Raw genomic sequence first — 17254 nt, 5'->3', positions numbered from 1 at the left:
AAAGCGGCGCAGAAATGAAAAAGCCCGTCCAATCCGTCTGGATCGGGCTTCTCCGATCAATGCGCTTACATCGACAACACCAGCCGCCCGGCAAACAGGATCAGAATCACCCCCATGCTGCGTTCGAACCAGTGCCCCATGCGCATGAACAGCACGCGCACTTTGTTGCTGGAAAAGAACAGCGCGACGATCACGAACCACAGCGCATTCACCCCGCACATCCACAACCCGTACAGGGCCTGGATTTGCAGCGGCGTGCTGGCGCTGATGATTGTGGTGAAGATCGCCAGGAAAAACAGCGTGGCCTTGGGGTTGGTGGCGTTGGTCAGGAAACCGGTGGAAAACGCCTTGAACAGCGATTGCTCGACCAGCGGTTCGTCGCTGGTCTTTTCGCCTTCCATTGTCGTCTTCGGTTTGCTGCGGATCAGGCTGACGCCCAAGTAAAGTATGTAAGCACCGCCGACCACTTTGGCGACGGTCAGCAGCCAGGGCGTGGTGTGCATCAAGGCGCCGACGCCCAACAGGGTGTACAGCACGTGCACGGAAATTCCCGCGCCGATGCCCAATGCCGTGCAGATGCCGACCAAGCGGCCGAAACGCACACTCTGGCGTATGGTCACGGCGAAGTCCGGTCCGGGAGCGACTACGGCCAGAAAGTGGATGGTGGCCAGCGCCAGAAACTCGCCCAGGTAATTCGATGTCATTTCAGCTCCAGAAAGTCAGGGGTGAAGCATTGCCGCGATAGCCGACAAAAAACGAAAGGCTCAAGCGCGGGTCGGCCACGCCCGGCGTGACCGAGTGCATGCGACGCGAATTGAACATGATGAAATCCCCCGGTTCCGGGCGCACTTCGAGGGCGGGCGGGCCGAGCAGCGCCGGGTCGATGCCGTAGCTGTCGCCGCGCATTTCGTCGAAGCGGTCCGGCGAGATGTCGTCTTCCCACATCTGCAACGCGCCGCCCTCGGTCGGCATGTTCAGGTAGACGTTGCAGGCGAACTGCGCCTCCAGACTACGGGCCTGAAAACTCTCCGGCGCGTCCTTGGCGAAGATGTCGTGGTGGGCCAGGAAGCACACGCCAGGTTTCACTACTCGGGACAGGCCGACATACATCTTGCGACCGTAGAGGTTTTCCAGGTGGGCGCCCGCCGGCCAGGATTCGTCGAGCATGCAGCGCAGGGTGTCGACCGGCGACGAGTAGGGCGCGCAGCGGTTACGCAGTTCGGCGATGTTGCTGGTGGCGCGCTCGAAGTAGTCTTCGATCAGCAGGGGCTGGTTCTCCGCCTCGTAGAACGCCATGCCGATGCGACCGATGCTGGGCGCGTTGATGTAGCCCTCGAAGCCGGGGGCGAGGATCTTGTCGCCAATCCGGATCGCCTGCGCCTGGGGCAGAAAACCTTTGACGCGGATGGCGAGGACTTCTTCGTTGGCCAGTTTTTTTATGCACGTCTCATCGAGACGCTCGACGTCAAGCATCATGGTGTCAGGTCCATCTATCGAATAGTCAACGGAACCGGCGAATGCGGTTCCCCCGGCGTCGGACGCTGCATCTGGCAGCGTCCGAAATCCTCAATCCACGCTGTAGTGGACGGACAGCGTGCCTTTCTTCTGCGAAAGGGACGCGATCGTGACTGTGCCCAGATCCTTCAGGCTGCGTACATGGGTGCCACCGCAGCCATAGGCTGGCAGTTCACCGAAACCGATTTCCCGCGCGCCTTCGCGCAGGGACGTCAGGCGTGGCAGATCGTGCTCGATCCACTGGCCGATGCCGTATTGAACGATTTGTGCATCGACTTCCTGGGCAGAATCACCGGGTTTGAACTGCACCCGGCCCTCGTCCGGCCAGTGGTGGGCCTTGATCGGCATCCAGCCCATGGCCTGGACAAAGTGGCCGATCAAATGCCCGGCAGAGTGCATGCGGGTGTTGAAGCGGCGACGATCTTCGTCGACGCGAATCTGGGTCATGCCCAGCGGCACCGGTTGATCGACGAAATGAATGATCCGGTCCGGTTCCTGGACGACCCGCAGCACCTGGCTGTCGCCAATCCAGCCGGTATCACAGGGTTGGCCACCGCCCTGGGGATGAAAAAGCGTGGCGCGCAACACAACGGCGAATTCGTTCTCGTGGGGCGTGCAGTCGAGGACTTCCACATTGGCCTTGAGGTCATCACTATGGAAAAAGAGGCGAAGCGTCATATTCCATGCCCTTATTAAAGTTTCTTTTTTAATTATATGAATCGTGCAATAACGTGATAATCCGTTCAAACATCAAAGGACTGTTGCGCTGTGAGCATAAATCTCCCACTGCCGCTGCTCGGTGAAATGGCGATTTTCGTCAAGGTCGTCGAGACCGGCAGCTTCTCCGAAGCCGCTCGCCAATTGGGCTCATCGCCGTCGGCGGTCAGCCGCAGCATTTCCCGGCTGGAGAAGGCGCTGGCCACGCGGCTGCTGCAACGCACCACGCGCAAACTGCGCTTGAGCGATGGCGGGGAAGAGGTGTTCAAGCGCTGCCAGGAAATGGTCAGCGCGGCGAAGTCGGTGATGGAGATCAGCGGCCAGTTCACCCACGAAGCCGAAGGTCTGGTGCGGGTCAGCGTGCCGAAAGCGGTGGGGCGCTTCGTGATTCATCCGCACATGCCGGAATTTCTGCGGCGCTATCCTAAGGTTGATGTGGAGTTGTTGCTGGAAGACCGCCAGGTGGACTTGATCGACGACCATGTCGACCTGGCGATTCGTATTACGGAGCGGCCGCCGGCCGGACTGGTCGGGCGACAGTTGCTGACCATCGACCATTTGCTCTGCGCGACGCCGCAATACCTGGCCGAACATGGCACACCGACGCATCCCCATGACTTGCTCAATCACAGTTGCATCTATCTGGGCGAAACCCCGAGCGATGCGCGCTGGAAATTCAAGAAAGGCACGAAAGCCGTCACCGTCGGCGTGCGCGGGCGCTATGCCGCCAATCACACCGGCGTGCGTCTGGGCGCGGTGTTGCAGCACATCGGTATTGGCAGCTTGCCGTATTTCACCGCGCGTTATGCCCTGGAGCAGGGGCTGATCGTGCAGGTGCTGCCGGACTGGACATTCCTGGCGTCGTACCACGGCGGATTGTGGTTGCTGCATTCGCCGACGCGCTATCTGCCGCCGAAGTTGCGGGTGTTCATCGACTATCTTGTGGAATGCCTGGAGAAAGAGCCGACATTGAGTAAACCGGGGAAAACCACCGGTTCAAAAGCGTTGGCTGAATATGAATTGCCCGAGAGTGAAGGGCTGCTTTAACAGATCAAAAAAAGGCCCGCATGGATCACCATGCGGGCCTTTTCCTTACCGGGCGAAAATCAGTGCTTGCTGTCCTGGGCGGACATCGCCAGCAGCTGCTTTTCCTGATTCCAGTCGAACGGCTCGTCGTTCTGTTCGGCTTCGTAGCGGCGTTCTTCCAGCGCCTGATACATGTCGATTTCTTCGTCGGACAGGTAATGCAGGCAGTCGCCGGCGAAGAACCACAGCAGATCTCGCGGGATCAGGTGGGCAATTTGCGGGTAACGGGTAATCACTTGAGTCAGGATGTCCTGGCCCAGATATTGGCTTTCGATCGGCTCGATCGGCAGTGACGCCAGCAGTTCGTCGAAACGCTCCAGGAACAGGGCATGGCTTTCTTCGGGAACCTGATCGGCCTCACCTACGGCGACCAGGATACTGCGCAGGTGGTCGAGCAAAACCAGATGATCGGCAACGACGTTGGACACGAGATAAGTCCTCAAGAGCAAAACGGGCGCGGGAGTATAAAGCCCCTGCGCCCGTTTTTCACTGATTGAAGGGATCAGCGGATTTTGCCTTCCGCGGGTTTCAGTTGCTCCTTGTCGAAATCATCGACATCGATCACCTTGCGTCGCGCCGCTTCGGCATCACGCAGGGTCTGGGCTTCCACGGCTTGCAACACCCCGGCTTCCAGTGCCGCATCGATGGCGTGTTCGCCAGCTACCGGTTTGACCTGACCGCTTTTGAGCGAGGTGTGCAGTTTCTTGTGCAACGGTTGCGCCGCGTTCAACTGATCGCAGGCGTGTTGCAGCGCACCGACCGCATCGTCGGCCGATTGCGGGCGATAGCAGCCGGCAAGCAGTTCTTCCAGCGCCGGATCGCCCTTGGCCCGGCCGATGACCGCAGCCACCTCGGCACCGAGTTTGTCCGAAGGCCCTTTGTGACGGCGGCCGAACGGGAACACGATCACGCGCAACAGGCAGGCAAAGGCCCGGTTCGGGAAGTTGGTCAGCAGTTCATCCAGCGCTTTTTCCGATTGGCCGAGGCTTTCTTCCATGGCCCATCGGAACAGCGGTTCCATGTACGCCGGGGAATCGAGGTCGTGGTAACGCTTGAGCGCCGCCGAGGCCAGATACAGGTTGCTCAGCACATCACCCAGACGCGCCGACAGACGTTCGCGGCGCTTCAGTTCGCCGCCCAGCAGCATCATGCTCAGGTCGGCGAGCATGGCAAATGCGGCAGCCTGTCGGTTGAGGGCGCGGAAGTAACCCTGGCTGAGTTTATCTCCCGGCGCATGTTCGAAATGGCCGAAGCCAAGGTTCAGCACCAGCGTGCTGGCGGCGTTGCTCACGGCAAATCCGATGTGCTTGAGCAGCAGGCCATCGAATTCCTTGAGTGCCTGATCCTTGTCCTCGCGCCCGGCGAGGGCCATTTCCTTGAGCACGAACGGATGGCAGCGGATTGCGCCCTGGCCAAAGATCATCAGGTTGCGCGAAAGAATGTTTGCGCCTTCCACGGTGATGAAGATCGGCGCACCGTTCCAGCTGCGGCCCAGGTAGTTGTTCGGGCCCATGATGATCGCCTTGCCGCCGTGCACGTCCATCGCGTGGCTGATGCACTCGCGACCGCGTTCGGTGAGGTGGTATTTGAGGATCGCCGACAGCACCGACGGCTTCTCGCCCAGATCCACCGCGTTGGCGGTCAGCATCCGCGCGGCGTCCATCATCCACGCGTTGCCGCCGATCCGCGCCATGGCTTCCTGAATGCCTTCGAAGGCAGACAGCGGCACGTTGAACTGCTCGCGAATCTGCGCGTATTGCCCGGTCACCAGACTGGTGAACTTGGCCGCGCCGGTACCCACTGCCGGCAACGAGATCGAACGCCCGACCGACAGGCAGTTCATCAGCATCATCCAGCCTTTGCCGAGCATGTCCTGGCCGCCGATGAGGAAGTCCAGCGGGATGAACACGTCCTTGCCGGAGTTCGGGCCGTTCATGAATGCGGCGCCCAGTGGCAGGTGGCGACGGCCGATTTCCACGCCGGGAGTATCGGTCGGGATCAGCGCGAGGCTGATGCCGAGGTCTTCCTTGTCGCCGAGCAGGTGATCCGGGTCATAGGCCTTGAAGGCCAGGCCGAGCAAGGTCGCGACCGGGCCCAGGGTGATGTAGCGTTTTTCCCAGTTCAGGCGCAGGCCGAGGGTTTCCTGGCCTTCCCATTCGCCCTTGCAGATGATCCCGGTGTCGGGCATGGCGCCGGCGTCGGAACCGGCAAGCGGGCCGGTCAGCGCAAAGCACGGAATGTCGTCGCCCCGGGCCAGCCGTGGCAGGTAATGATTACGTTGTTCGTCGGTGCCGTAATGCAGCAACAGTTCGGCCGGGCCGAGGGAGTTGGGCACCATCACGGTGGAGGCGAGGTCACCACTGCGGGTCGCCAGTTTCATCGCCACCTGGGAGTGGGCGTAGGCGGAGAAACCCTTGCCGCCGAACTCCTTGGGAATGATCAGGGCGAAGAAACCGTGTTCCTTGATGTGGGTCCAGGCTTCTGGCGGCAGATCCATCGACTGGCCGATCTGCCAGTCGGTGACCATCGCGCAGAGCTCTTCGGTCGGGCCGTCGATGAACGCTTGTTCCTCGTCAGTCAGTTGCACTTTTGGATAAGACAGCAGTTTGTCCCAGTCCGGACGGCCGCTGAACAATTCGCCGTCCCACCACACCGTGCCGGCGTCGATCGCGTCGCGTTCGGTCTGCGACATCGGTGGCAGGGTTTTCTGGAACCAGCTGAACAGCGGCGCGGTGAAGTGTTTGCGGCGCAGGTCAGGCAACAGCAACGGGGCGGCAACCAGCGCCAGCACAACCCAGAAAATCAGCAGCAACCAGCCCGGTGCGTGGCTGAAAATCCCCATCGCCAACAGGTAAGCGGCAACGATGCCCAGTGCAGGCAACGGGGCGATGCGCCGGTGGGCCAGATACGCCACGCCGACGATCAGAACCAGTATCCACAACAACAGCATATTTAATCCTCCGTGAACCAGGGCGAACCGACCCAACAGAGCTTAGACGGCATCTGCAAAACGGGCAGGTCAGAGCAAGGTGATTGAAATCGTGGGAAACCCCGGATGTCTTTTGTAGGTTCGGTGGGCAACACGCGTGGGAAATCGTTCGCAGCTTCCGCGTCTTTGCGTGCATGTTTGGCCGAAACGTCGTTATCTCTGTGCTGAACCTCTCGCTAGACTCGGGGCTCAACCAGGAGAATGTCGTCATGCACGAGTATCTGAGCCCCGGCCGCTTCATCGATAGTGACCACCCCTCGGTGGTGGAGTTCGCCGAGCAGCACCGTGGTGCCAGCCGCGATCCGCTCGCGCAGGCGATCAGTCTTTATTACGCCGTGCGCGAGGCGGTGCGTTACAACATGTACACCTTCAGCCGCGACCCGCAGACCTTGCGCGGCAGCTACGCGCTGGCGGCGGGTGAAAGTTATTGCGTGCCCAAGGCCACGTTGCTCGCCGGTTGTGCGCGCCATTGCGGGATCCCCGCACGCATCGGTCTGGCGGATGTGAAAAATCATCTGTCGACGCCGCGTCTGCTTGAACTGCTGAGAAGCGAGGTGTTCGCCATGCATGGTTATACCGAGCTGTTTCTCAATGATCGCTGGGTGAAGGCTACACCCGCGTTCAACCAGAAGCTCTGCGAAATGTTCAACGTTGCGCCGCTGGAATTCGACGGCATGAACGACAGCGTTTTCCACCCGTACAACAGCGATGGCGCGCTGCTGATGGAGTACCTGGTCGATCACGGTCAGTTCGCCGATGTACCGGAATCCTTTTTCTTCGAACATCTGCAGAAATGTTATCCGCACCTGTTCAACGACCAGCAGACGCCACTGTCCAGTGACATGCGCGGTGATGTCGGCAGCCTCTGATCCGGCGTATGCTGCCTGCCCATTTACTGGAAAAGAGGCGGTCATGCTGAAGATCTGGGGTCGCAAGAATTCGTCGAATGTCAGAAAGCCGTTGTGGGCTGCCGAAGAGCTCGGGCTGGCCTACGAGGCCATCGATGCCGGTGGCGCGTTTGGTGTGGTCGACACGCCGGAGTACCGGGCAATGAACCCGAACGGGCGGGTGCCGGTGATTCAGGACGATGGCTTTGTATTGTGGGAATCGAATGCCATCGTGCGTTACCTGCTGGCAAAACATGCGGCCGACACGGCGTGGTATCCGGCGGATCTACAGGCCCGCGCCACTGCCGACAAGTGGATGGACTGGACGACTTCCAGTTTTGCCGGACCGTTTCGCACGGTGTTCTGGGGCGTTCTGCGTACCCCGGCAGACAAGCAGGACTGGCCGGCAATTCATGCTGGGATCAAGGAATGTGATGGTTTGCTGGCGATGGCCGATCAGGCGCTGAAGCATCAGCCGTATCTGTCCGGCAATGAAATCGGTATGGGCGATATCCCGCTCGGCAGTTTCATTTACGCCTGGTTCGAGATGCCGATCGAGCGCGCGCCACAACCGAATCTTGAAGCCTGGTACGCGCGGTTGAAGCAGCGTCCGGCGTATCAGAAAGCCGTCATGACCGCGTTGACTTAATACCTACTATCGACACACTTGACTGTACTTGTGCGGCGACGGCAAGCACCATTGCGCTCGAGCGCTGCGGTTGTCTTCCTCGCCGCCGGCTTTTTATCAGTCCTTTTTTCCTTACTGGGTGCGTAAATCCGATATGAGTTCCGCTCTGTCCATCCGGCAGCTAACCAAAACCTACGGCAACGGGTTCCAGGCCTTGAGTGGTATCGATCTGGACGTCGCCGAAGGTGACTTCTTCGCCTTGCTCGGCCCCAACGGCGCCGGCAAATCCACGACCATCGGCATTCTCTCGACCCTGGTCAACAAGACCAGCGGCACCGTGAACATCTTCGGCCACGACCTGGACAAGAACCCGGCGGCGCTCAAGCGCTCCATCGGCGTGGTGCCCCAGGAGTTCAACTTCAACCAGTTCGAAAAGACTTTCGACATCGTCGTGACCCAGGCCGGTTACTACGGCATTCCGGCAAGGATCGCCAAGGAGCGCGCCGAGCAATACCTGACCCAGCTCGGCCTGTGGGACAAGCGCGATGTGCCGTCGCGTTCGCTGTCCGGCGGCATGAAGCGTCGCTTGATGATCGCGCGGGCGCTGGTGCATGAACCGCGTCTGCTGATCCTCGACGAGCCGACTGCCGGCGTCGACATCGAACTGCGTCGCTCGATGTGGACGTTCCTCACCGAACTGAACCAGAAAGGCATCACCATCATCCTCACCACGCACTATCTGGAAGAGGCTGAGCAGTTGTGCCGCAACATCGGCATCATCGATCACGGCACCATAGTCGAGAACACCAGCATGCGTCAGCTGCTCGGGCAACTGCATGTGGAAACTTTCCTGCTCGATCTGAAGGGCGATCTGGAAGTCGCGCCGCAACTGGTCGGTTACCCGGCCCGTCTGGTGGATGCGCATACCCTGGAAGTCCAGGTCGACAAGTCCATGGGCATCACCGCGCTGTTCGGCCAACTGGCCCTGCAGAACATCGAAGTGCTGAGCCTGCGCAATAAAACCAATCGCCTCGAGGAGCTGTTCGTGTCCCTGGTGGAGAAAAATCTGTCGAAGGTGGCGGTATGAGTTCCGAGCTGCGCCCCAACCTCGTTGCCCTTAACACCATCGTTTACCGCGAAGTCAGACGCTTCACCCGGATCTGGCCGCAGACCCTGCTGCCGCCGGCGATCACCATGGTTCTGTACTTCGTGATTTTCGGTAACCTGATCGGCCGGCAGATCGGCGACATGGGTGGCTTCACCTACATGGAGTACATCGTGCCGGGTCTGATCATGATGTCGGTGATCACCAACTCCTACGGCAACGTGGTGTCGAGTTTCTTCGGCAGCAAGTTCCAGCGCTCCATCGAAGAACTGATGGTCTCGCCGGTGTCGCCGCACACGATTCTGATCGGTTACACCATTGGTGGCGTACTGCGCGGCCTGATGGTGGGTGTGATCGTGACGATTCTGTCGCTGTTCTTCACCCATTTGCAGGTTCACCATCTCGGTGTGACGGTGCTGGTGGTGGTGCTGACGGCGACGATCTTCTCGCTGCTGGGCTTTATCAACGCGGTGTTTGCGCGCAACTTCGATGACATCTCGATCATCCCGACCTTCGTGCTGACCCCGCTGACCTACCTCGGTGGCGTGTTCTACTCAATCACCTTGCTGCCGCCGTTCTGGCAGACCGTGTCGCTGGCCAATCCGGTGTTGCACATGGTCAACGCCTTCCGTTACGGCATCCTCGGTGTGTCGGATATCCGCATCGGTATCGCGATCACCTTCATGCTGGTGGCGACGGTGGTGCTGTACATCGGTTGTTCGCGGTTGCTGGTGAGCGGGCGCGGAATGCGCACCTGATCCCTTCGATGCTGCAATGAAAAACGGCCTCCCACAGTGGAGGCCGTTTTGCATTCACGCCTGACGTCTTTTCTTGCGCCGCGCCCATTGTCGGGCCACCCACCAGCGCCAGTACATCATCACCAGACAATAGGCGAGGGCGCCCAGTGCCAGTCCGACCACCACCGAACCCAGCAGGAACGGTTGCCACAAGGTCGAGAGTTCGCCGCTGATCCATTCCCAGGTCAATTCGTCGGGGAGCGTGCGGGCGGGTACATCCATCAGCCAGGCCCCGGCCTGATACGTGCAGAAGAACACCGCCGGCATGGTGATCGGATTGGTCAGCCAGACCAGGCTCACGGCAATCGGCATGTTGCCGCGCACCATGATCGCGAGGACGGCGGCCACCAGCATCTGTGCGGGAATCGGCAGGAATGCGGCGAACAGGCCCACGGCCATGGCGCGGGCTACCGAGTGACGATTGAGGTGCCAGAGGTTCGGGTCATGCAGCAACGTGCCGAGAAAGCGTAAGGATTTGTGTTCCCTGATGCTCGTCGGGTCGGGCATGTAACGTTTGAATAAGCGCCGGGGCATAAGGCTTCTCGGTCGGTCAAGGCGGCAAGTATGTCTGGATTCTATGAACCGCCCATTCAGACTTTGTGACAATTGATAACGACGCACGTGCTCCGCAACCGCTATGCCTGAGGGTGGGACTCTCAAGGACGGGCTTATGCGCACAGGGATGATGGCGCTGGCAGTCGGTCTGCTGGCCCCGGTTTTTTTACCGGTCTTGCCGCCGGTCGGGTTATTGCTGGTATTGCCGTGGGTGGCGCTGATGCTCCTGCCGTTTCGCAGCTATCCACTGGCGTTTTTACTGCTTGGATTTACATGGGCGAGCTTCAGCGCGCATCTGGCGTTGAATGATCGACTGCCTTCTCGGCTGGATGGCGAAACGCGCTGGGTGGAGGGGCGGGTCGTTGGCTTGCCGCAGAATGCCGAAGGTGTCGTGCGCTTCGAACTGGCCGATGCGCGCTCGCGTCGCGAGAAACTGCCATCGCTGATGCGTCTGGCCTGGTATGCCGGGCCTGAGGTCAAAAGTGGCGAACGCTGGCGACTGGCGGTCAAGCTCAAGCGTCCCGGCGGCCTGCTCAATCCGGATGCGTTCGATTACGAAGCCTGGCTGCTGGCGCAACGCATCGGCGCTACCGGGACGGTGAAGGATGGCGAGCGCCTGGCGCCGGCGCAGTGGGCCTGGCGCGACAGCATTCGCCAGCGCCTGTTTGCAGTGGATGCCCAGGGACGCAACGGAGCCTTGGCTGCGCTGGTGCTCGGTGATGGTTCGGGACTCGGTCGCGAGGATTGGCAGACTTTGCAGGACACCGGCACCGTGCACCTGCTGGTGATTTCCGGCCAGCACATCGGGCTGTTGGCGGCGTTGATGTATGCGCTGGTCGCCGGGCTGGCGCGGGTCGGGATCTGGCCGTTGCGTTGGCCTTGGCTGCCTTGGGCGTGCGGTCTGGCAGTCACGGCGGCGCTGGGTTATGGCCTGCTGGCCGGATTCGATGTGCCGGTGCGGCGGGCCTGCGTGATGGTTGCGTTGGTGCTGCTGTGGCGTTTGCGTTTTCGCCACCTCGGTGCGTGGTGGCCGTTGTTGCTGGCCTTCAATGGTGTGCTGTTTATGGATCCGCTGGCCAGTCTGCGTCCGGGGTTGTGGCTGTCCTTTATCGCGGTCGCCGTGCTGATCTTCACCTTCGGCGGCCGTCTGGGCCCGTGGCGCTGGTGGCAGACCTGGACGCGCGCGCAGTGGCTGATTGCGATCGGATTGTGCCCGGTGCTGGTGGCGCTGAGCCTGCCGATCAGCCTCAGCGGACCACTGGCCAATCTGCTTGCGGTGCCGTGGGTCAGTTTTGCGGTGCTGCCGCCGGCGTTGCTGGGGACATTGCTGTTGCCGATCCCCTATGTCGGGGAAGGGCTGCTGTGGCTGGCCGGTGGCCTGATCGATGGATTGTTCCGGGCGCTGGCCCTGATTGCCGGGCGCTGGCCCGCGTGGGTGCCGACGACGATGGAATGGTGGGTCTGGGCGCTGGGAGGTCTTGGTGCCTTGTTGTTATTGCTGCCCCGAGGCGTTCCCTTGCGTCCATTGGGCTGGCCGTTGCTGCTGGTGCTGGCATTTCCGCCCCGGGAGCGTCTGGCCGAAGGCGTGGCCGATGTCTGGCAACTGGATGTCGGCCAGGGCCTGGCGATTCTGGTCCGCACCCGGCATCACACCTTGTTGTACGACAGCGGCCCGCGTTTCGGCGATTTCGACCTCGGTGAGCGAGTGGTGCTGCCGGCGTTGCACAAACTGGGGGTGGAACACCTCGACCTGATGCTGCTCAGCCATGCCGATGCCGATCACGCGGGTGGCGCACTCGCGGTGGCGAAAGGATTGCCGGTCAGCCGGGTCATCAGCGGCGATCCGCCGGGGCTGGCCGAAGAACTGAACGCTGAGGCCTGTGAAAGTGGCCGGCAATGGCAGTGGGACGGCGTTGCCTTTCATCTATGGCAGTGGACCGACGCCCATGACAGCAACCAGCGTTCCTGCGTGTTGCAGATCGAAGCCAGCGGCGAACGGTTGCTGCTGACCGGCGACATCGACAGCGCCGCCGAGCGGGACCTGCTCAATAGTGTGCTGGCAGTTCCCACCCAGTGGCTGCAAGCCCCGCACCATGGCAGCCGCAGTTCCTCATCGATGGCTTTGCTCAAGGTTTTGCAGCCTCATGCCGTGCTGATTTCCCGGGGGCAGGGCAATTCGTTCGGCCATCCGCACCCGACGGTCATCGCCCGTTACCGCAAACAGGGAATACACATCCATGACAGCGCCGAACAGGGCGCCATTCATCTGCAACTGGGGCGGTTTCAGCTGGCCCGGTCGATGCGTCAACAACGCCGGTTCTGGCGCGACCCGCCGTTGCCGGGGGCGGAGTACCGTTGAGCACGGTCGTCGGGGCGACGAGTCTTTATCGCGAACCGGTATGGTAAAGTGGCGCACTTTTTCGAGGGGGCTGTCACTGTGTGGGAATTGGTCAAATCCGGCGGCTGGATGATGTTGCCGATCATTCTGAGTTCCATCGCCGCCATGGCGATCGTCGCCGAGCGCCTGTGGACCCTGCGCGCCAGTCGCGTCACCCCTGAGCATCTGCTGGGTCAGGTCTGGGTCTGGATCAAGGACAAGCAGCTCAACAAGGAAAAACTCAAGGAATTGCGCGCCAACTCGCCGCTGGGGGAAATCCTCGCCGCGGGCCTGGCCAACTCCAAGCATGGTCGCGAGATCATGAAAGAGTGCATTGAAGAAGCCGCCGCCCGGGTGATCCACGAACTGGAACGCTACGTCAACGCGCTGGGCACCATCGCTGCCATGTCGCCGCTGCTCGGTCTGCTGGGCACGGTGCTGGGCATGATCGACATTTTCAGTGCTTTCACCGGTTCCGGCATGACCACCAACGCTTCGGTATTGGCCGGTGGTATCTCCAAGGCGCTGATCACCACGGCAGCGGGCCTGATGGTCGGTATTCCGTCGGTGTTCTTCCACCGTTTCCTGCAACGCCGCATCGATGAACTGGTGGTGGGCATGGAACAGGAAGCGATCAAACTGGTGGAAGTGGTGCAGGGCGACCGTGACGTCGATCTGGCCGGGGGCAAAGCGTGAAATTCCGTCGCAAGCCCCGGGAAACGATCGATATCAACCTCGCGTCGCTGATCGACGTGGTGTTCATCCTGTTGCTGTTTTTCGTCGTGACCACCACCTTCACCCGCGAAACCCAGTTGCGCGTCGATCTGCCGGAAGCGGTGAGCGGCTCGCCGGCCGAGGATCAGCAGGTCAAACAACTGGACGTGGCCATCAGCGCCGAAGGCGTGTTCTCGGTGAACAACAGGATTCTGCCGAAAAACGATCTGGCCACTCTGATGGAAGCCATGCAGAAAGAATCCAACGGCGACACCAACATGCCGTTGTCGATCAGTGCTGACGGCAAGGCTCAGCATCAATCCGTGATCACCGCCATGGACGCGGCCGGCAAGCTCGGTTTCAGCCATCTGCGCATGACCACGGTCGAGGCGGCGCCCAAATCCTGATGGCCATGTCCGATCGTCTGCTCGCCGCGTGGTATCAGGGGCACCCGGCCCTGACGCTGTTGCGGCCGCTGGAGTGGCTGTACCGCCGCGTCGTGGCCGGCAAGCGTCAGCGCTTTCTCGATGGCGAAGGTGAGATCTACCAGTCGCCGGTGCCGGTGGTCGTGGTTGGCAATATCACTGTCGGCGGCACCGGCAAGACCCCGATGATCCTTTGGCTGATCGAGCACTGCCGACGCCACGGGCTGCGGGTCGGTGTGGTCAGTCGTGGTTACGGCGCCAAACCGGCGCAACTGCCATGGCGAGTCCAGGCCGATCAGACTGCCGACATCGCCGGCGACGAACCTTTGCTGATCGTGCAGCGCACCGGCGTACCGTTGATGATCGATCCCGATCGCAGCGCCGCTGTCAGGGCCTTGCTGGACAGCGAGCCGCTGGACCTGATCCTGTCCGATGACGGCATGCAGCATTACCGCCTCGCGCGGGATCTGGAACTGGTTCTGATCGACGCCGCCCGTGGCCTTGGCAACCAGCGCTGCCTGCCCGCCGGCCCCCTGCGCGAACCGGCCGAGCGCCTGCAAAGCGTTGACGGTGTGCTGTTCAACGGCGCCCTTGAGGATCGCGACGGCGGTTTTGCTTTCCGTCTGCAACCTTCGGCGCTGGTCAATCTGCACAGCGGTGAACGCAAGCCCCTCGATCATTTTCCACCCGGTCAGGCCGTGCACGCGGTCGCCGGGATCGGCAACCCGCAACGTTTCTTCAATACCCTCGAAGCGCTAGACTGGCGGCCTGTGCCCCACGCCTTCGCCGACCACGCCGAATACAGCGTGCAGGCCTTGAGTTTTACGCCGTCATTGCCGGTGGTGATGACTGAGAAGGACGCGGTGAAGTGCCGTGCCTTCGCCGCCGTCGACTGGTGGTACCTGGCGGTCGATGCCGTGCCGTCGCTGGCCTTTGTGGCCTGGTTCGACACACAGTTGATGCGCCTGTTGCCGGATCGTCTTTTGCCTTAATCCGTTTTTATCCAGGGAATGTTCATGGACACCAAATTGCTCGACATCCTCGCCTGCCCGGTCTGCAAAGGCCCGCTCAAGCTCAGCGCCGACAAGACCGAATTGATCAGCAAGGGCGCCGGTCTGGCGTACCCGATCCGCGACGGCATCCCGGTGATGCTGGAAAGCGAAGCCCGCACCCTGACCACCGACGAGCGTCTGGATAAATGACCACCGCCTTCACCGTTGTCATCCCGTCGCGTTATGCCTCGACCCGTCTGCCGGGCAAACCGCTGCTGGACATCGCCGGCAAGCCGATGATCCAGCACGTCTGGGAACAGGCCAGCAAAAGCAGCGCCAGCCGTGTGGTGGTGGCGACCGACGATGCGCGCATCGTCGAAGCCTGCAAGGCCTTCGGCGCCGAAGTGGTGCTGACCCGTGAAGATCACAACTCCGGTACCGATCGTCTGGCTGAAGTGGCCGCGAAGCTCGGTCTGGAGCCGGATGCCATCGTGGTCAACGTGCAGGGTGACGAACCGCTGATCCCGCCGAGCGTGATCGATCAGGTCGCCGCGAATCTTGCGGCCCACACCGAAGCGCGCATGGCCACTCTGGCCGAGCCGATCGAAGACGTGGAAACCCTGTTCAACCCGAACGTGGTCAAGGTCGTCAGTGACCTCAACGGTCTGGCGCTGACCTTCAGTCGCGCGACCCTGCCCTGGGCCCGCGATGCCTTCGCCAAGAGCCGCGATGTACTGCCGGAGGGCGTGCCGTACCGTCGCCACATCGGCATTTATGCCTACCGTGCAGGCTTCCTTCAGGACTTCGTGAGCTGGGGGCCGTGCTGGCTGGAAAACACCGAATCCCTCGAACAGCTGCGTGCCCTGTGGCACGGCGTGCGGATTCACGTGGCTGACGCGTTGATCGCGCCGCCGACCGGGGTCGACACCGCCGAAGACCTCGAGCGCGTCCGTCGCCTGCTGGAGGCCTGATGCGCGTTCTGTTCGTGTGCCTGGGCAACATCTGCCGTTCGCCCACCGCCGAAGGCGTGTTGCGCCACAAGTTGCGCGAAGCGGGGCTGGCGGATCAGGTCGAAGTGGCCTCCGCCGGCACCGGTGACTGGCACGTCGGCAATCCGCCGGACAAGCGCAGTCAGGCTGCGGCCAAGGTGCGCGGTTATGACCTGTCGGCGCAACGCGCCCAGCAGGTCAGCCGCGCCGATTTCGCCAGCTACGATCTGATCCTCGCCATGGACAACAGCAACCTGCGCAACCTCAAGGCCTTGCAGCCGTCCACCGGCAAGGCCGAGCTGGACCTGTTCCTGCGCCGCTATGCAGGCGTGGTCGACGAGGTGCCGGATCCGTATTACGACGGTGATCAGGGCTTCGATCAGGTGCTGGATCTGATCGAGCGTGCCTGCGATCAGCTGTTGATCGAAGTGAAGGGGCGGTTATGAGTTTGCAGGTACAGCCGCAGGTTTCCCTGAAACCCTTCAATACCTTCGGCGTCGACGTTCGCGCGCAGCTGTTTGCCGAAGCCCACAGTGACGCCGATGTGCGCGAAGCCCTGGCTTACGCGACTGCCCACGACGTGCCGTTGCTGGTGATTGGCGGCGGCAGCAACCTGTTGCTCACGGCGGACATCCCGGCGCTGGTGCTGCGCATGGCCAGCCGTGGCATCCGCGTCATCAGCGACGACGGCAACCGCGTGGTGATTGAAGCCGAAGCTGGCGAGCCGTGGCACCCGTTCGTGCAGCACACACTGGCGCAGGGGTTTTCCGGGCTGGAGAATCTCAGCCTGATCCCCGGCACTGTCGGCGCCGCGCCGATGCAGAACATCGGTGCCTACGGTGTCGAGATCAAGGATGTGTTCGCCGGCCTGACGGCGCTGGATCGCCAGACCGGCGAGTTGCGCGACTTCAGTCTGGAGGAGTGCAACTTCGCCTACCGCGACAGCGTGTTCAAGCAGCAGCCGGGTCGTTGGCTGATCCTGCGGGTGCGCTTCGCACTGGATCGAGTCGCGCATCTGCACCTTGAATACGGCCCGGTGCGTCAGCGCCTGACCGAACAGGGCATCGAGCAGCCAACGCCGACGGATGTCAGCCACGCGATTTGCAGCATCCGCAGCGAGAAACTGCCGGACCCGGCCGTGCTGGGCAATGCCGGCAGCTTCTTCAAAAATCCGTTGGTGTCAGCGGCGGTGGTTGCGCAGATCAAGGCGCAGCACCCGGATCTGGTGGCCTATGCGCAACCGGACGGGCAGATGAAGCTGGCGGCGGGTTGGTTGATCGAGCGAGCGGGCTGGAAAGGTTTCCGTGAGGCCGATGCCGGCGTGCATAAATTGCAGGCGCTAGTGCTGGTCAATTACGGCGCGGCAACCGGGCTACAATTGCTCGATCTGGCCCAGCGCATTCAGAAAGACATTGCAGAACGTTTCAATGTCGAGCTGGAAATGGAGCCCAATCGCTATTGAGGCTACGCTTTCAAGT

19 protein-coding genes are annotated in these 17254 nt (G+C 61.5%); 13 read left to right on the top strand and 6 right to left on the bottom strand.

Features of this window, described 5'->3' with window-relative positions:
• Nucleotides 1–65: 65 nt before the first annotated feature.
• The 3 genes from CAF63_RS04400 to CAF63_RS04390 all read right to left on the bottom strand — a co-directional run bounded on the left by CAF63_RS04400 (nucleotide 66) and on the right by CAF63_RS04390 (nucleotide 2193).
• Nucleotides 66–704, bottom strand: coding sequence for a LysE family translocator (locus tag CAF63_RS04400; RefSeq protein ID WP_085683550.1), 639 nt, complete (start codon nucleotides 702–704; stop codon nucleotides 66–68).
• Between the two features lies 1 nt (nucleotide 705).
• Complete coding sequence (locus CAF63_RS04395; RefSeq protein WP_085683549.1) at nucleotides 706–1476, bottom strand: 2OG-Fe(II) oxygenase; 771 nt, start codon at nucleotides 1474–1476, stop codon at nucleotides 706–708.
• A gap of 90 nt (nucleotides 1477–1566) precedes the next feature.
• Nucleotides 1567–2193, bottom strand: a complete 627-nt coding sequence (locus tag CAF63_RS04390; protein WP_085683548.1) for a hypothetical protein — start codon at nucleotides 2191–2193, stop codon at nucleotides 1567–1569.
• Nucleotides 2194–2283: 90 nt separating this feature from the next.
• Here CAF63_RS04390 and CAF63_RS04385 point away from each other — a divergent pair, with 90 nt between their 5' ends.
• Nucleotides 2284–3279 carry a LysR family transcriptional regulator gene (locus CAF63_RS04385; protein WP_085683547.1) on the top strand — a complete coding sequence of 332 codons (996 nt, stop codon included), beginning with the start codon at nucleotides 2284–2286 and terminating at the stop codon, nucleotides 3277–3279.
• A 59-nt stretch (nucleotides 3280–3338) separates the two neighbouring features.
• On the opposite strand, the gene CAF63_RS04380 is transcribed toward CAF63_RS04385, so the two are convergent.
• Together CAF63_RS04380 and CAF63_RS04375 are read right to left on the bottom strand one after the other, a co-directional pair.
• Nucleotides 3339–3746: a PA2817 family protein gene (locus CAF63_RS04380; RefSeq protein ID WP_007950758.1), complete on the bottom strand. Its 408-nt coding sequence runs from the start codon at nucleotides 3744–3746 to the stop codon at nucleotides 3339–3341.
• A gap of 74 nt (nucleotides 3747–3820) precedes the next feature.
• A complete protein-coding gene (locus tag CAF63_RS04375; protein WP_085683546.1) occupies nucleotides 3821–6268 on the bottom strand; it encodes an acyl-CoA dehydrogenase in 2448 nt (815 codons plus the stop codon).
• A gap of 248 nt (nucleotides 6269–6516) precedes the next feature.
• On the opposite strand from CAF63_RS04375, the gene CAF63_RS04370 reads away from it, so the two are divergent.
• The 4 genes from CAF63_RS04370 (at nucleotide 6517) to CAF63_RS04355 (ending at nucleotide 9685) form a co-directional block, all read left to right on the top strand.
• Nucleotides 6517–7176: a transglutaminase family protein gene (locus tag CAF63_RS04370; RefSeq protein WP_085683545.1), complete on the top strand. Its 660-nt coding sequence runs from the start codon at nucleotides 6517–6519 to the stop codon at nucleotides 7174–7176.
• A 43-nt stretch (nucleotides 7177–7219) separates the two neighbouring features.
• Nucleotides 7220–7843 (top strand): glutathione S-transferase family protein, encoded by a 624-nt coding sequence (locus tag CAF63_RS04365; RefSeq protein WP_085683544.1) that lies wholly within the window; start codon nucleotides 7220–7222, stop codon nucleotides 7841–7843.
• 133 nt (nucleotides 7844–7976) lie between these two features.
• Nucleotides 7977–8909 (top strand): ABC transporter ATP-binding protein, encoded by a 933-nt coding sequence (locus CAF63_RS04360; protein ID WP_085683663.1) that lies wholly within the window; start codon nucleotides 7977–7979, stop codon nucleotides 8907–8909.
• A complete protein-coding gene (locus CAF63_RS04355) occupies nucleotides 8906–9685 on the top strand; it encodes an ABC transporter permease (RefSeq protein ID WP_007950763.1) in 780 nt (259 codons plus the stop codon). The genes CAF63_RS04360 and CAF63_RS04355 overlap by 4 nt, the downstream gene beginning before the upstream one ends.
• Nucleotides 9686–9739: 54 nt before the next feature.
• Here the strand turns inward: CAF63_RS04355 and CAF63_RS04350 are convergent, their stop codons facing one another.
• On the bottom strand, nucleotides 9740–10258 hold the full coding sequence (locus CAF63_RS04350) for a DUF2062 domain-containing protein (RefSeq protein WP_007950764.1): 519 nt from the start codon (nucleotides 10256–10258) through the stop codon (nucleotides 9740–9742).
• A gap of 136 nt (nucleotides 10259–10394) precedes the next feature.
• Between CAF63_RS04350 and CAF63_RS04345 the strand changes: the two genes are divergently transcribed.
• The 8 genes from CAF63_RS04345 to murB all read left to right on the top strand — a co-directional run bounded on the left by CAF63_RS04345 (nucleotide 10395) and on the right by murB (nucleotide 17238).
• Nucleotides 10395–12638, top strand: coding sequence for a DNA internalization-related competence protein ComEC/Rec2 (locus tag CAF63_RS04345; protein ID WP_085683543.1), 2244 nt, complete (start codon nucleotides 10395–10397; stop codon nucleotides 12636–12638).
• 78 nt (nucleotides 12639–12716) lie between these two features.
• Nucleotides 12717–13352: a MotA/TolQ/ExbB proton channel family protein gene (locus CAF63_RS04340; protein WP_162803506.1), complete on the top strand. Its 636-nt coding sequence runs from the start codon at nucleotides 12717–12719 to the stop codon at nucleotides 13350–13352.
• Nucleotides 13349–13777, top strand: coding sequence for a biopolymer transporter ExbD (locus CAF63_RS04335; protein WP_064383505.1), 429 nt, complete (start codon nucleotides 13349–13351; stop codon nucleotides 13775–13777). The genes CAF63_RS04340 and CAF63_RS04335 overlap by 4 nt, the downstream gene beginning before the upstream one ends.
• Nucleotides 13777–14787 (top strand): tetraacyldisaccharide 4'-kinase, encoded by a 1011-nt coding sequence (gene lpxK / locus CAF63_RS04330; protein ID WP_085683541.1) that lies wholly within the window; start codon nucleotides 13777–13779, stop codon nucleotides 14785–14787. Before CAF63_RS04335 ends, lpxK begins: the two co-directional genes overlap by 1 nt.
• Before the next feature lie 24 nt (nucleotides 14788–14811).
• Nucleotides 14812–14997, top strand: coding sequence for a Trm112 family protein (locus tag CAF63_RS04325; protein ID WP_003179363.1), 186 nt, complete (start codon nucleotides 14812–14814; stop codon nucleotides 14995–14997).
• Nucleotides 14994–15758 carry a 3-deoxy-manno-octulosonate cytidylyltransferase gene (kdsB, locus tag CAF63_RS04320; RefSeq protein ID WP_064383500.1) on the top strand — a complete coding sequence of 255 codons (765 nt, stop codon included), beginning with the start codon at nucleotides 14994–14996 and terminating at the stop codon, nucleotides 15756–15758. The genes CAF63_RS04325 and kdsB overlap by 4 nt, the downstream gene beginning before the upstream one ends.
• Nucleotides 15758–16222 carry a low molecular weight protein-tyrosine-phosphatase gene (locus tag CAF63_RS04315; RefSeq protein WP_085683540.1) on the top strand — a complete coding sequence of 155 codons (465 nt, stop codon included), beginning with the start codon at nucleotides 15758–15760 and terminating at the stop codon, nucleotides 16220–16222. The genes kdsB and CAF63_RS04315 overlap by 1 nt, the downstream gene beginning before the upstream one ends.
• Nucleotides 16219–17238: a UDP-N-acetylmuramate dehydrogenase gene (murB, locus tag CAF63_RS04310; protein ID WP_085683539.1), complete on the top strand. Its 1020-nt coding sequence runs from the start codon at nucleotides 16219–16221 to the stop codon at nucleotides 17236–17238. The genes CAF63_RS04315 and murB overlap by 4 nt, the downstream gene beginning before the upstream one ends.
• Nucleotides 17239–17254 lie beyond the last annotated feature (16 nt).

This window comes from Pseudomonas sp. B20(2017), assembly GCF_002113125.1.
In the GTDB taxonomy this organism is placed as follows: domain Bacteria; phylum Pseudomonadota; class Gammaproteobacteria; order Pseudomonadales; family Pseudomonadaceae; genus Aquipseudomonas.
Note: the sequence above shows the minus strand (reverse complement) of the source record. Positions and strands in the feature narration are given on the sequence as shown.

What these genes read in the sequence shown, in the direction of transcription:
- CAF63_RS04400 (WP_085683550.1), bottom strand. Translation starts at nt 704, where the DNA reads ATGACATCGAATTACCTGGGCGAGTTTCTGGCGCTGGCCACCATCCAC.
- CAF63_RS04395 (WP_085683549.1), bottom strand. Translation starts at nt 1,476, where the DNA reads ATGATGCTTGACGTCGAGCGTCTCGATGAGACGTGCATAAAAAAACTG.
- CAF63_RS04390 (WP_085683548.1), bottom strand. Translation starts at nt 2,193, where the DNA reads ATGACGCTTCGCCTCTTTTTCCATAGTGATGACCTCAAGGCCAATGTG.
- CAF63_RS04375 (WP_085683546.1), bottom strand. Translation starts at nt 6,268, where the DNA reads ATGCTGTTGTTGTGGATACTGGTTCTGATCGTCGGCGTGGCGTATCTG.
- CAF63_RS04370 (WP_085683545.1), top strand. Translation starts at nt 6,517, where the DNA reads ATGCACGAGTATCTGAGCCCCGGCCGCTTCATCGATAGTGACCACCCC.
- CAF63_RS04365 (WP_085683544.1), top strand. Translation starts at nt 7,220, where the DNA reads ATGCTGAAGATCTGGGGTCGCAAGAATTCGTCGAATGTCAGAAAGCCG.
- CAF63_RS04360 (WP_085683663.1), top strand. Translation starts at nt 7,977, where the DNA reads ATGAGTTCCGCTCTGTCCATCCGGCAGCTAACCAAAACCTACGGCAAC.
- CAF63_RS04355 (WP_007950763.1), top strand. Translation starts at nt 8,906, where the DNA reads ATGAGTTCCGAGCTGCGCCCCAACCTCGTTGCCCTTAACACCATCGTT.
- CAF63_RS04350 (WP_007950764.1), bottom strand. Translation starts at nt 10,258, where the DNA reads ATGCCCCGGCGCTTATTCAAACGTTACATGCCCGACCCGACGAGCATC.
- CAF63_RS04345 (WP_085683543.1), top strand. Translation starts at nt 10,395, where the DNA reads ATGCGCACAGGGATGATGGCGCTGGCAGTCGGTCTGCTGGCCCCGGTT.
- lpxK (WP_085683541.1), top strand. Translation starts at nt 13,777, where the DNA reads ATGGCCATGTCCGATCGTCTGCTCGCCGCGTGGTATCAGGGGCACCCG.
- CAF63_RS04325 (WP_003179363.1), top strand. Translation starts at nt 14,812, where the DNA reads ATGGACACCAAATTGCTCGACATCCTCGCCTGCCCGGTCTGCAAAGGC.
- kdsB (WP_064383500.1), top strand. Translation starts at nt 14,994, where the DNA reads ATGACCACCGCCTTCACCGTTGTCATCCCGTCGCGTTATGCCTCGACC.
- CAF63_RS04315 (WP_085683540.1), top strand. Translation starts at nt 15,758, where the DNA reads ATGCGCGTTCTGTTCGTGTGCCTGGGCAACATCTGCCGTTCGCCCACC.
- murB (WP_085683539.1), top strand. Translation starts at nt 16,219, where the DNA reads ATGAGTTTGCAGGTACAGCCGCAGGTTTCCCTGAAACCCTTCAATACC.